Consider the following 13,149-nt stretch of genomic DNA (forward strand, 5'->3'; position numbering starts at 1 on the left):
CTCACAGCCCCGAGTAGCTGTGCAGGCCCGAGATGAACATGTTGACGCCCACCAGGTTGAACAGCAGGCAGCCGAACGCCACCAGTTGCACGATCGTCGCCGCGCGGCCGCGCCATCCCGCGGTGACCCGGGCGTGGAGATAAGCCGCGTAGGCCACCCACGTGATGAAGGCCCAGACCTCCTTGGGGTCCCAGCCCCAGTAGCGGCCCCATGCCTTGTCGGCCCAGAGGGCGCCGGCGATGACGGCGAAGGTCCATACCGGGAAGGCGAAGACGATCGCGCGGTGCGCCACCCGCTCCAGGTCGGCTCGTGACGGCAGCCGTGACTGCCCGTCGCCGCGAATCAGGTAGAGGATGCCCGAGACCCCGGCCATGACGAACAGGCCGCTCGCCAGGATCGCCGCCGTCACGTGGATGGCGACCCAGTAAGAGTTGAGCGCCGGCACGACCGGGCCGGCCGCCGTGTAGAGGACCTTGACCGCGAAGCCGAGGCCCAGGGCGGCCGTCACCATGACGAAGGCGCCGAGGAAGCGGACGTTCTGCCGGAGCTGGGTGCCGAGGAAGGCGGTGACCGCGGCGAAGCAGATGGCCACCACGAACTCGTACATGTTGCCCCACGGCCACCTGTCCACGGCCAGGCCGCGGGTGACGATGGCGAACAGGTTCGCGGTCCAGCCGAGCCAGCCGAACGCCATGGCCATCCACCCGGCCTTGGGCGCCCAGTTCGGCGGCTCGACGGCCACCGGCCCGCCACCGGGCTCCGCGGCGGCGTCCACAGGACCACCCGGCGAGCCGGCTCCCACGGGCTGCCTGGCGCGGACTGCGGGCGACTCGGCGCTGGAGCGCCCGAAGGCCAGCTCCAGCGCGAACCCGATCATGGCGGCCAGGTAGAGCAGGACGGCGGCGACGATGAAGAGGTCGCTCACCCCGGCCAGTTGCTGTTCAGCGGGCATCCTTGCCTCCGGCTGATAGGACCTTGACGATGTCGGCGAATTCCTCGGTGAAGCCCATCGCGGACCCTTCGGTACGGGTCAGGCCGCCTACTTCGGCCACGCCGTCCTTGACCCGCACCCACACCCGGCGGCGGCGGATCGTCAGCGAGCACACGATGCCGGCGACGGCCGCGGCCGCGGCGATCAGGGCGGGCAGCCGCCCCGGGTCGTAGGCGATCTGGAGCGTGATCCACTCCTTCGCCCCGGTGAACTCCAGCTTCCCCGCGCCCTTGGGCAGGTCGAGGGACCCCCCGACCGCGAGGGGCGCGTGGCCGGTGCCCATGACCAGCGGCGTGAGCTTCCGCATCACCTCTGGCGGCGCGAGCTCGTAGACGGACTGCGGGCGGCCGGAGCGTACGCCCAGGTCGCCGGAGAAGGCTCCGAGGAGCTGGACCTGGGGGTTGAGCGCGCCGGGGAAGAGCGAGGCCCCGGCGCCGTCGCTCGTGGGCAGGAAACGCAGCAGGAACCCGAGCTGCGACGGCTGGGCGTCGGGCACCTTGACCACGCAGCCCGAGGTGAGCGAGGGCTTGTCCTCGATCAGGCACGGCACGGGCCCTTCGAAGGCGACCTGCCCCTTACCGTCGGTGACCTTGAAGACGGGCGCGTAGCCGTGGCCGATGAGGTAGGTCTGGGTGCCGTTGATCTCCAGCGGCTCGTTGACCTTGAGCGTGTAGTCGCGCGCGGGCGACCCGGGCGAGTCGTTGACGCTCAGGAAGGCGGAGTAGTCGAGCTCCTGCCCTCTCTTGTCGCCTTCGACCTGGTAGCTCGCCTGGAAGTCCTTGAGCGTGAACGAGAACGGCTCCAGCGACTCCGCCGACACCTGCGTGCCCGGGATGAACCGGTCGTAGGCGGCGACCGTGTTGGCGAAGCCGTCGCCCTCGGCCACCAGCACGTTGCCGCGGTAGCCGTACAGGGAACCGAACCCGACCGCGACGAGCAGCCCCAGCAGGGAGACGTGGAAGAGCAGGTTGCCCGTCTCGCGCAGGTAGCCCTTCTCCGCGGCCACCCAGCCGTCGCCGACGTCGACGCGGAAGCGGAGCCGGCGCAGCCGGCGGGCGGCCTCCTCGACGGTCAGCGGGTCGTCCAGCGGCGAGAAGTAGGGCAGGCGCGACAGGTTGCGCGGCGCGGCCGGTGGGCGGCGGCGCAGCTCGCGCACGTAGGTGGCGGTGCGCGGCAGGACGCAGCCGATCAGCGAGGTGAACAGCAGCAGGTAGATCGCGGCGAACCAGGCCGAGGTGAAGACGTCGAAAAGCTGGAAGCGGTCGTACCACTCGGCGAGCGTCGGGTTGTTCTGGAAGAGCTGGGCCACCTTGTCGGGCTCGACGCCGCGCTGCGGCACCAGCGAGCCGGGCACGGACGCCAGCGCGAACAGGAAGAGCAGGATCAGCGCCGTCTTCATCGCGGTGAGCGTGCGCCAGGTCCACCGCAGCCAGCCCACAGGCCCCATACCGGCGGGCCGGGGCGTCCGCTCCTTCTCCAGCTCGTCGACGGTCATCAGATCACCGGCCGGAAAGCGCCGATCAGACCCTGCATGGTGGCGATCATCTCTCCCCAGAGACCGGTCACCAGCAGGATGCCGACGGCCACCATCATGCCGCCGCCGATCCTGGTGATCAGCCGCGAGTGCTTGCGGATGGCGCGGAAGGTACGCAGCGCCTTGCTGTAGGCGAGGGCGGCGGCCACGAAGGGCAGCCCCAGCCCCAGCGCGTACGCCACGGCGAGCAGCGCGCCGCGCGCCGCGCTGCCCTCGTTCAGCCCGAGCGCGAGCACGACGGCCAGCGTGGGCCCGATGCACGGCGTCCAGCCCAGCCCGAACACCACGCCCAGCAGCGGCGCCCCGGCCAGCCCCGCCGCGGGCAGCTTGTGGATGCGGACGTCGCGCATCAGGCCGGGCAGCACGCCCAGGAAGGCCAGGCCGAGCAGGATCGTCAGCACGCCGAGCACCCGCGTGATGATCTCCGCGTTGCCCAGCATGACCGAGCCGAGCCCGCCGAACAGCGCGCCGCTGAGCACGAACACCAGCCCGAACCCGGCCACGAACAGCGCCGTGCCGAGCACCAGCCGCCCGCGCTTGGGGTCCTCGCTCATGCCCGTCACGTACGACAGGTAGCCCGGGACGAGCGGCAGCACGCACGGCGACAGGAAGGACACCACCCCGGCCAGCACCGCGATGGGCACGGCCAGGAGCAGCGAGCCCGAGGCGACGACGTCATTCATCGCGCACCTTGGTCACCGCGTTCATCAGGTCGGTGTACTTGACCGCGCCCAGCGCCCTGGCGGCGATCTTGCCCTGCGCGTCGATGATCAGCGTGGACGGGATGGCCGCGGGCGGCACCGTGCCCTGGAAGGCCAGCGCGACCTTGCCCGGCTGGTCGAAGATGCTCGGGTAGCCGGTCTGCTCGGTGCGTTCGAACGCCTGCGCGTCGGCCTTGCGGTCCTTGAAGTCGACGCCGAGGAACTCCACGCCGCCCTTGGTCTTGGCGGCGACCTCCTTCAGCACCGGCGCCTCCGCCCGGCACGGCCCGCACCACGACGCCCAGAAGTTGAGCACCACGACCTTGCCCTTGTGCGCGGCGAGCGACGCGGTCGCGCCGTCGAGGGTCTCCCCGCCGATCGCGGGAGCGGCCTGGCGGTCGGCCACGCCGAACACCTGCATCTTCCCGTCACCCGCGACGAAACGGGTGTCGCCGGCCTGGGGCTGGCCGGACTGGTTGGTGCCCGCGCAGCCCGCGACCAGCAAGGCCAACAGGACGAGGGTGGTGGACTTGGCGCGCACGGAGGAAGATCTCCTTGTACTACAAGCGGTAGAGCTTGCAACTCTACCGGCGAGGTCAGGCGCCCGGCACCGTGGGGCCCGTCGCCAGTGATCCGGCGGGCTCGCTGTAGCCGACGCTGACCAGACGGTCGCCGTCGAAGGTGAGCGTGGTGACGCTGGCCAGCCCGCACTGCCTGCGCCGTGGATCGTGCCAGAGCCGGCGGCCCTCGGCCGCCATCCTGATCGACCAGATCGGCAGCTGGTGGCTGACCAGGAGCGCCTCGTGCCCGCGCGCCTCGGCCCTGGCCTCCTCGATGATCGAGCGCATCCGCTTGACGATCACCGGGTACGGCTCGCCCCAGGAGGGGCGTAGCGGGTTCCAGAAGTAGCGGTAGTTCTTCGGGTCGCGCAGGATCGCCAGGCCCTGGCCGACCTTGCGACCCTGGAGCATGTTGGCGGCCTCGATCAGCCGGTCGTCGGTGCGTACCGGCAGCTCCAGCAGCGCCGCCAGGGGGGCGACGGTCTCCTGGGCGCGTTCGAGCGGCGAGCTGTAGAGGGTGACGATGTCGCGGCCCGCCACCGACTTGGCGACCGTCTCGGCCATCAGGCGGCCGTTCTCGGACAGGTGGTAGTCGGGCAGCCGCCCGTACAGGACGCCTTCGGGATTGTGCACCTCACCGTGGCGCATCAGGTGAACTACGGTGGTTTCAGCCATGGTGTGGCACAGCCTACTAGGCGAGCGCCCAGGCGTTCTCCTGTGTACGGCTGGCGTCGGCGAGCGCCTCGACCGCGGCCCTGATCGCGGGGCGGCGGGCCGCGTCGGTCCGCCAGATCACATAGATGCGGCGTGACTGCCGGGGCCTGAGCGGCACCACGGCCACCCCGTCGGGTACGCAGTCGCGCCCCAGCCTGGGGATGATCGCGCAGCCGAGACCGGCGGCCACCAGCGCCATCTGGGTCGGGTATTCGTCGGCCATGCAGGAGATCTCGGGCTCCAGCTGCGCGCTGCGCAGCGTGTAGACGAGCCAGTCGTGGCAGACGGTGCCGGGCGAGGAGCTGATCCACCGCTCGTTGGCGGGCAGCGCGGACAGCGCGATCTCCCTGCTGCCGGCCAGCGGATGGTCCGCGGGGAGCACGACGTCGGCGATGTCGTCGAGCAGCGTCGTCCTGGACAGCCCCTCGGGAAGGGCCATCGGCCGGTTCAGCCAGTCCTGGATGACGCCCAGGTCGAGCTCGCCCCTGGCCACGTCGCGCACGATGCGTTCGGGCTCGCGCTCATGGAGCTGGATGTGCAGGTCGGGATGGCGCCGCTTGAGCGCGGTCAGGGCGGCGGGCATCAGCCCGCGGGTCGCCGTCGGGAACGCGGACATGTTCAGCCGCCCCACGACCTCGCCGCGCAGCGCCTCGAAGTCCGCCTCCGCGGTCTCCACCAGGGCCAGGATCCGCTCGGCGTGGTCGGCGAGCAGCCCGGCCGCGTCGGTCAGCCGCACGCCGCGCCCGTTGCGCTCCATGAGCCGGGCGCCGGTCTCGCGCTCCAGCTTGGCGATCTGCTGCGACACGGCCGACGGCGTGACCATCAGCGCGTCGGCCGCGGCGCCCACCGAACCGTAGACGTGCACAGCGTGAAGGGCCTTGAGGCGGTTCAAGTCCAACATGTAAGCCAGTCTAAAGGGTTTAGCGTAGAAAGTCTCGCTTGTGCTTGACTCTTTAGCAGGAGAAAATACATGCATGAGAAACAACAAGGCGCAGACGCAGCAGCAGACCAGCATCTCCTACCTCAAGACCCTCGCCGAGCAGGCCCGCGACCTGCGCGTCCGCTACCAGAAGCCGGCCGCCAAGTAAGCAGCTAGAGGACCGCCGCGGCAGCCTTGGCGGCTGCCGGCAGCGCGTCGGCGACCCGGTCGAGTGACTCGTCGTCGTGAGAGGCCGAGAGGAACCAGGCCTCGTACGCGGAGGGCGGCAGGTAGACCCCGCGATCCAGCATCGCGTGGAAGAAGGCGGTGTAGGCCGAGGTCTTCTGGGCCCGAGCATCGTCGAAGTTCGTCACCGGCGCATCCGTGAAGAACACCGAGAACAGGCTCCCCGCCCGCTGCAACCGGTGCGGCACGCCTGCCGCGGTCAGCGCGTCGGAGGCGGCCTGGCCGACCGCCATCGCCGCCGCGTCCACCTTGGCGTAGGACTCGGCGTCGAGCGCGCGCAGCGTGGCCAGGCCAGCGGCGCAGGCGAGCGGGTTTCCCGACAGCGTGCCCGCCTGGTAGACCGGTCCTTCCGGTGCCAGGGAGGACATCACGTCGGCCCGCCCGCCGAAGGCCGCCGCCGGCAGGCCACCGCCCATGACCTTGCCGAACGTCATCAGGTCGGCGTCGACCGGGTCGAGCCCGTACCAGCCCGCGGCCGAGACGCGGAACCCGGTCAGCACCTCATCCATGATCAGCAGCGCGCCGTCGGCCGTGCAGAGCTCGCGCAGGCGGGCGTTGAAGCCGTCGAGCGGCGGCACCACGCCCATGTTGGCCGGGCAGGCCTCGGTGATGACGCAGGCGATCCGCCCGCTGTTCTCAGGTGAGGCGAACGTCTGCTCCACCGCGCTGATGTCGTTGTACGGCAGCACGATGGTGTCGGCCGCCGACGCCCCCGTCACGCCCGGCGTGTCGGGCAGCCCGAACGTGACCACGCCCGACCCCGCCGAGGCCAGCAGCGCGTCGACATGACCGTGGTAGCACCCGGCGAACTTGACCACCTTGGACCGCCCGGTGAACCCGCGGGCCAGCCGCACCGCGCTCATCGTCGCCTCGGTGCCCGAGCTGACCAGGCGCAGCTTCTCCACGGGCGCCACCCTGGCGACGATCTCCTCGGCCAGTTCGACCTCGCCCGGCGTGGCGGTGCCGTAGGAGAGGCTGTGGGACAGCGCGGATGAGACGGCGTCGATGACGGCGGGATGGCGGTGGCCGAGGATCATCGGCCCCCACGAGCAGACCAGGTCGACGTAGCGGTTGCCGTCGACGTCGGTGAGGTAGGGGCCCTGCCCTGAGGCCATGAAACGGGGCGTGCCGCCGACCGCGCCGAACGCGCGGACCGGGGAGTTGACGCCACCCGGCACGATGGCGCGGGCGCGGGCGAACAGGTCCTCGGAGTTCTGTGTACGGCTCACTCGAACCAGATTAGTCCCGGATTATGACGGTCTAGTCGGCGAGCCAGTCGAGTATGCGCAGCGGATCTGGCAGCGGGCGTCCGTCGGGCGGGCGCAGCCAGGAGACGGGCTGGCCGGTGGGGAGCGTGGAGGGCGGCGCCAGGACGTAGCTGTCGCGGCAGTGCCAGCGCAGGCCCGGATTGTCCTCGATGGTGCCCGGGTCGCAGTCGAGCTGGCAGGACCACCACTCGTCCTCGTCGTCGGGATTGCCGCGAGTGGCCACATAAAACAGAACCCGGTCGCCGTTGGCGGCGACCGGGCCTGAATGCGCTGCGGCGCCGTCGATCCGGGTGAGGGCCGACAGGCCGGTGTCGAGCGGCACGTCGAAGACATCGAACACGCGGCCGGTCGGCAGGATCACATTGGCCTCGGGATCGGCCTGCCACCAGCGCGTGAGCTGGGTGGCGTCCGTCGTGGCCTGCACGTTCCAGGCAGGGGACAAGGGGTGCGCGCCCGGGTCGGGACACCCGAGGCGATCACAGGAGCAGGAGCGGGCGCCTTGGCGCAGCGGGTGGGCACCCGGCACGCTCGGCCATCCGAGAGCGGCATAGCCCAGCACGGAGTCGATCCGTGTCGGGCGCGACCGTTTTCTGGTACGCCGAGCGAGTGGTACCCCCACCATGGTTTGTCTCCCGTCGCGTCCAAGTGCCTGAAGAGGTCCCGGCTCCTGGCTGCTAGCACACGCGGGACACACCAGCACTTGTCATCTCAGTCTAACGCACGGGTCCCAGGGGCGACGGGAAACCCTCTGGTTCACAGACGTCGCGCCACCTCAGTGGCCCAATAAGTGAGGATCAGGTCGGCGCCCGCGCGCTTGATCGAGACCAGCGACTCCATGATCATCCGGTCGCGGTCGATCCAGCCGTTGGCCGCCGCGGCCTCGATCATCGCGTACTCGCCGCTCACCTGGTAGGCCGCCACCGGCACCTCGACCTCGTCGCGGAAGCGCCTGATGACGTCCAGGTAGGCCAGCGCCGGCTTGACCATCACGACGTCGGCGCCCTCGGCGAGGTCGAGCCGCACCTCGCGCAGCGCCTCCTCCAGCGGCCCGGCCGGGTCCTGCTGGTGGGTGCTGCGGTCGCCGAACTGCGGCGCGCACTCGGCGGCTTCGCGGAACGGGCCGAAGAAGGCGGAGGCGTATTTGGCGGTGTAGGCGAGGATCGGCACGTCACGGAAGCCGTCGGCGTCGAGCGCCGCCCTGATGGCCCCGACCTGGCCGTCCATCATGCCGCTCGGCGCGATCATCTGGGATCCGGCCCTGGCCTGGGCGACCGCGATCGACGCGTAGCGCTCCAGCGTCGCGTCGTTGTCGACGTCGCCGGACGCGGTCAGCACGCCACAGTGACCGTGGTCGGTGAACTCGTCGAGGCAGGTGTCGGCCATGACCACCACCGCGTCACCCACCTCCTCGTTCACGTCACGGAGCGCGACCTGCAGGATGCCCTCGGGGTCGTCGGCCGCCGAGCCGCGCGCGTCCTTCACCGCGGGGATGCCGAACAGGATCAGCCCCGACACCCCGGCGTCGGCCGCCTCGTGGGCGGCCTTACGCAGCGAGTCGCGGGTGTGCTGGACCACGCCGGGCATCGAGGCGACCGGCTGCGGCTGGTCGATGCCCTCCTTGACGAACATCGGCAGGATCAGGTCCGCGGGATGCAGCCTGGTGCCCGCCACCATGCGCCGGAACGCGGGACTGCGGCGGAGCCTGCGCGGGCGGGCGGCAGGATACTCGGCACTCACTTGGCCCTCCTTCGGGCGCCTCTGCGGTTCTGCGACGGCCGGCGCGGGCTGTCGCCCGCGGCGAGGGCCGCCTGGCGCTGCTTGGCGCCGTACGCGGCCACCGCGGCGGCCAGGGCGGACGCCGACGGCCTGTCGGCCATGACGTCGACACGCAGCCCGAACTCCTCGGCGGTCTTCGCGGTCTGCGGCCCGATGACCGCGATCACGGTGACGTTGTGCGGCTTGCCGGCGATGCCCACCAGGTTGCGCACAGTCGAGGAAGAGGTGAAGAGCACCGCGTCGAACCCGCCGCCCTTGATCGCCTCGCGGGTCGCGGCGGGGGGCGGTGCGGCTCGTACGGTGCGGTAGGCCGTGACGTCATCGCACTCCCAGCCTAGCTCCGTGAGTCCGGCGACGAGGGTGTCTGTGGAAATGTCGGCCCGCGGCAGGAGCACCCGGTTGATCGGGTCGAGCATCGAGTCGTACGGCGGCCACTCGGCCACCAGGCCCTCCGACGACTGCTCGCCCGAGGGCAGCAGGTCGGGCTTGACGCCGAAGTCGACCAGGGCCCGCGCGGTGGCGTCGCCCACGGCGGCCACCTTCAGCCCGGCGAAGGCACGGGCGTCGAGGCCGTACTCCTCGAACTTCTCCCGCACCGCCTTGACCGCGTTGGAGCTGGTGAACGCCACCCACTCGTAGCGTCCGGTGACCAGGCCCTTGATCGCGCGGTCCATCTGCTGCGGCGTGCGCGGCGGCTCGACCGAGATGGTCGGCACCTCCTCCGGCACGGCGCCGTAGGAGGCGAGCTGCTCGGACAGGCTCTTGGACTGCTCCTTGGTGCGCGGCACCAGCACCCGCCAGCCGAACAGCGGCTTGGTCTCGAACCACGACAGCTTGTCGCGCTGCCCGACCGCATCGCCGACGACGATCAGCGCGGGCTCGGTGAAGCCCGCGTGCTTGAGGTCGGCCTGCAGCCTGGCCAGCGTCGAGACGACGGTGTACTGCTCGGTCGTGGTGCCGCTGCTGCTGACCGCGACGGGCGTGCTGTCGGGCTTGCCGCCCGCCACCAGCGCCTTGCCGATCGAGACGGCCCCGGCGATGCCGTTGTAGATGACCAGCGTGCCCTTGCAGGCGGCATGGGCGGCCCAGTCCTGCTCGAGCGCGGCGTCGACGATCCGGAACTCCGGCATTCCCGTCGCCGCGGGAATGCCGGCATAGGTGAGTACGGCGGTCGCGGGCGGCACGCCGGGCACGATCTCGAAGTCCACCTCCGCCGCGGCCGCGGCCGCGACCTCCTCGGTGATCGAGGAGAACAGCATCGGGTCGCCCTCGCACAGGCGTACGACGAACTGCCCGGCCTTGGCGCGCTTGACGAGGTCGCCGGACGCGACCTCCACGCCTTCGCGGCAATGGCGCAGGAACGAGCCGAACAGCTCCTCGTCGAGCGCGACCGCGTCGGCCTTGGCGAGCAGTTCGGCGCCGCGGAGCGTGAGAAGGTGCGGATCGCCGGGGCCCGCGCCCACGAACGCGAGGAAACCGGAGGTTGGACTATCGGAGCTCAACGGGATTGCTCCCCCATCAATCTGTCGGCACCTTCGGAGATCATCTCGGCAGCGAGGAGCTGGCCGAGATTCACAGACTCGGAAGGAGAGCCGGCGGCGGACTTGCGCACCGCCTGCTGGCCGTCCAGAGAGACGACCACGGCGGTGAGGTTCAGAGTCTGCCCGTCATCGACGGCGAAAGCACCCACGGGGGCCGAGCAACCGGCCTCGAGAGCGGACAGGACGGTGCGCTCGGCCGTCACCGCGGAGCGCGTCCGCGGGTCGTCGAGCACACCGAGGAAGGAGATCAGGTCGGCGCGGTCGGAGAGGCACTCCACGGCCAGGGCGCCCTGCCCCGGCGCGGGCAGCAGCTCCTCGACCTCGAAGATCTGCGCGATCTCCGCGTCCCTGCCGATCCGGGTCAGGCCCGCCGAGGCGAGCACGACCGCGTCGAGCTCGCCGGCGGTGACCTTGCCGATCCGGGTGTCGGCGTTGCCGCGGATCGGGACGTACTCGAGATCGGGCCGCAGCGCCCTGAGCATGGCGATCCGGCGCGGCGAGCCGGTGCCGACCCTGGCCCCGGGGGCCAGGTCGGCGAACTTGGCATGGCCGACCAGCGCGTCGCGGTGGTCGTGCCGGGCCGGGACCGCGGCCAGCGTCACCCGCGGGTCCTGCTTGGTCGGCAGGTCCTTCAGCGAGTGGACGGCGAAGTCGATCTCACCCTCGATCAGCTTGTCCCGCAGGGCGCTGACGAACACGCCCGTGCCACCGAGCTGCGCGAGCTGAGCCTTGGTCACGTCACCGAACGTGGTGACGCCGACCAGCTCGACCGCGCGCCCGGTGCGTTCGGTGTAGGAGTCGGCGACCATCTGCGACTGCGTGGTCGCCATCAGGCTGCGCCGGGTGCCCAAGCGCAGTGTCACAACTCCACCTCCCTGACGGCATCGGGCATCTTCGGATCGAGGTCGAACAGCTCACGCAGCGCTTCGGCATAATGATCGCCTCCCGGGCTGGTGGCGAGCTGTTTGACACGCACAGTGGGCTCGTGAAGCAGCTTGTCGACCACCCGCTGCACGGTCTGCGCCACCTCGTCCCTGGCCTTGCGGTCGAGGTGGGGCATGCGCATCAGGAGCCTGCCCAGCTCGGCCTCGACCACGGTCGCCGCCTTGCTGCGCAGCGCCACCACGGTCGGGGTGACCTTGGCGGCCCGCTCAGCGGTGAGGAAGGCGGCCAGCTCCTCGGTGACGAGCCTGCGCACCGAGTCGACAGTGTCGCCCTCCCTAGAGCCTATGCCGGATTCCTGGATGGTCTCCAAGTCGACCAAGGTGACGCCGGGTATGTCGCGTACGGCGGGGTCGATGTCGTGCGGCAGCGCCAGGTCCAGCAGGAACGCGCCCGTGGGGACTATGTCGGGGGTGATGACGTGCCGGCCGCCGCCCGTGCAGCTGATGACGATGTCGGCCGCCGCCAGTTCTCGGGGAACCGCGGAGAGCTCCACCGCCCGGCCGCCGACCGAGGCCGCCAGCCGTACGCCGCGCTCGAAGGTGCGGTTGGCCACCACGATGTCGGTCACTCCCGCGCGGGCCAGCGTGGTGGCGGCGAGTGAGCTCATCGAGCCCGCGCCGACCACCAGCGCCCGGCGCCCGGCGAGGTCGCCGGCCAGCGCCAGGCCCGCGGTGACGAGCGAGGCACCCGCCTGGTCGATGTCCGTGTCGGTGTGGGCGCGCTTGCCGACTCGCAGCGCCTGCTGCATCAGCTCGTTGAGCGTGGCGCCGACCGTGCCCTGCTTCTGCGCCAGCTTGAGCGCCCTGCGCACCTGGCCGAGGATCTGGCCCTCACCCACGACCATCGAGTCGAGGCCGCAGACCATCGAGAACAGGTGCTCGATGGCTTGGTCTTCGTAGTGGACGTACAAGTGCGGCTGCAACTCGTCCACGGGGACGCCCGAGTGGACGCCCAGCAGCCGGCTGATCCCGGTGAGGGCGCCGTGGAAGCGGTCGACGGCCGCGTAGATCTCGACCCTGTTGCAGGTCGAGAGCACCATCGCCTCAGAGACGCACGTGTCCTGCTGAACGTCGTGCAGGAGCTTGACGAGCGCCTCTCCGGATACGGATACGCGCTCGAGCATCGACACCGGAGCTGTCCGGTGGCTGATTCCCACGGTGAGAACACTCATTGACTGTCCACGGCCATAAGTGGCCCCCCTGCTTTGCGCTGCTCATGGAACGCAAGGATCTGCAGTTCTATTGATAGGTCAACTTTACGGACATCCACGCCATCTGGTACAGAAAGCACGACGGGCGCGAAGTTCAGGATGCTGGTCACTCCGGCCGCCACCACACGATCGCAGACTTCCTGCGCCGCCAACGCGGGTGTCGCCAGAACCACGATCGAGACTCCACGCCGTTCGATGACGGTTTCAAGGACGTCGATGTGCTCAACATTCAACCCCGCTATGTCGTCGCCCACGACTTCGGGGTCGGCGTCGAGCAGCCCGGCGACGCGGAAGCCCCGGGACACGAAACCGCCGTAGTTGGCCAGCGCCCGGCCCAGGTTGCCGACTCCGACGATGGCGACCGCCCAGTCCTGGGTCAGGCCCAGCTCGCGGGAGATCTGGTAGACGAGGTACTCGACGTCGTAGCCGACGCCGCGCGTGCCGTACGACCCGAGATGGGACAGGTCCTTACGGAGCTTGGCGGAGTTGACTCCGGCGGCCATGGCCAGATCCTCGGAGCTGACGGTCGCGACACCGCGTTCGGCCATCCCGTTCAACGCCCGCAGGTACAACGGGAGCCGGGCGACCGTTGCCTCGGGGATCCCGCGGTCACGGGATTGGGACGGGCTCTTCACGTGCCGGAGCTCCAGGGGACGAGCGGCCTCCCGGCCGCGTGAATGGGATCGAACCGCCTTTCAGGTTAATCCCTTTGTGAAGCGATGCACAAAGTCGGAGCGATACGGT

The 13,149-nt window shown here is 70.4% G+C and carries 13 protein-coding genes; all 13 read right to left on the minus strand.

Going from position 1 to position 13,149, the window contains the following annotated elements; all coding sequences use genetic code 11:
- Nucleotide 1 precedes the first annotated feature (1 nt).
- Nucleotides 2–952: a c-type cytochrome biogenesis protein CcsB gene (gene ccsB, locus AB0F17_RS33715; RefSeq protein ID WP_358031240.1), complete on the minus strand. Its 951-nt coding sequence runs from the start codon at nucleotides 950–952 to the stop codon at nucleotides 2–4.
- Entirely contained in the window at nucleotides 942–2,486 is a 1,545-nt protein-coding gene (locus AB0F17_RS33720) for a cytochrome c biogenesis protein ResB (RefSeq protein ID WP_358031242.1), read from the minus strand. The genes ccsB and AB0F17_RS33720 overlap by 11 nt, the downstream gene beginning before the upstream one ends.
- Nucleotides 2,486–3,208, minus strand: coding sequence for a cytochrome c biogenesis protein CcdA (locus AB0F17_RS33725; RefSeq protein WP_358031243.1), 723 nt, complete (start codon nucleotides 3,206–3,208; stop codon nucleotides 2,486–2,488). The genes AB0F17_RS33720 and AB0F17_RS33725 overlap by 1 nt, the downstream gene beginning before the upstream one ends.
- Entirely contained in the window at nucleotides 3,201–3,767 is a 567-nt protein-coding gene (locus tag AB0F17_RS33730; protein WP_358031245.1) for a TlpA disulfide reductase family protein, read from the minus strand. Before AB0F17_RS33730 ends, AB0F17_RS33725 begins: the two co-directional genes overlap by 8 nt.
- A 55-nt stretch (nucleotides 3,768–3,822) precedes the next feature.
- On the minus strand, nucleotides 3,823–4,461 hold the full coding sequence (locus AB0F17_RS33735) for a histidine phosphatase family protein (RefSeq protein WP_358031246.1): 639 nt from the start codon (nucleotides 4,459–4,461) through the stop codon (nucleotides 3,823–3,825).
- 16 nt (nucleotides 4,462–4,477) lie between these two features.
- Nucleotides 4,478–5,401 carry a LysR family transcriptional regulator gene (locus AB0F17_RS33740; RefSeq protein ID WP_358031248.1) on the minus strand — a complete coding sequence of 308 codons (924 nt, stop codon included), beginning with the start codon at nucleotides 5,399–5,401 and terminating at the stop codon, nucleotides 4,478–4,480.
- Between the two features lie 191 nt (nucleotides 5,402–5,592).
- Nucleotides 5,593–6,894, minus strand: a complete 1,302-nt coding sequence (gene hemL / locus AB0F17_RS33745; protein WP_358031249.1) for a glutamate-1-semialdehyde 2,1-aminomutase — start codon at nucleotides 6,892–6,894, stop codon at nucleotides 5,593–5,595.
- 31 nt (nucleotides 6,895–6,925) lie between these two features.
- A complete protein-coding gene (locus tag AB0F17_RS33750) occupies nucleotides 6,926–7,555 on the minus strand; it encodes a bifunctional DNA primase/polymerase (RefSeq protein WP_214640659.1) in 630 nt (209 codons plus the stop codon).
- A gap of 131 nt (nucleotides 7,556–7,686) precedes the next feature.
- A complete protein-coding gene (gene hemB, locus AB0F17_RS33755; RefSeq protein WP_358031251.1) occupies nucleotides 7,687–8,670 on the minus strand; it encodes a porphobilinogen synthase in 984 nt (327 codons plus the stop codon).
- Entirely contained in the window at nucleotides 8,667–10,211 is a 1,545-nt protein-coding gene (locus AB0F17_RS33760) for a uroporphyrinogen-III synthase (protein ID WP_358031253.1), read from the minus strand. Before AB0F17_RS33760 ends, hemB begins: the two co-directional genes overlap by 4 nt.
- Nucleotides 10,208–11,113 (minus strand): hydroxymethylbilane synthase, encoded by a 906-nt coding sequence (hemC, locus tag AB0F17_RS33765; RefSeq protein WP_358031254.1) that lies wholly within the window; start codon nucleotides 11,111–11,113, stop codon nucleotides 10,208–10,210. Before hemC ends, AB0F17_RS33760 begins: the two co-directional genes overlap by 4 nt.
- Complete coding sequence (locus AB0F17_RS33770) at nucleotides 11,110–12,366, minus strand: glutamyl-tRNA reductase (RefSeq protein WP_358031255.1); 1,257 nt, start codon at nucleotides 12,364–12,366, stop codon at nucleotides 11,110–11,112. Before AB0F17_RS33770 ends, hemC begins: the two co-directional genes overlap by 4 nt.
- Nucleotides 12,363–13,040, minus strand: coding sequence for a redox-sensing transcriptional repressor Rex (locus AB0F17_RS33775; protein WP_358031257.1), 678 nt, complete (start codon nucleotides 13,038–13,040; stop codon nucleotides 12,363–12,365). Before AB0F17_RS33775 ends, AB0F17_RS33770 begins: the two co-directional genes overlap by 4 nt.
- Nucleotides 13,041–13,149: the final 109 nt, after the last annotated feature.

This window comes from Nonomuraea sp. NPDC026600 (assembly GCF_040638335.1).
GTDB lineage: Bacteria > Actinomycetota > Actinomycetes > Streptosporangiales > Streptosporangiaceae > Nonomuraea.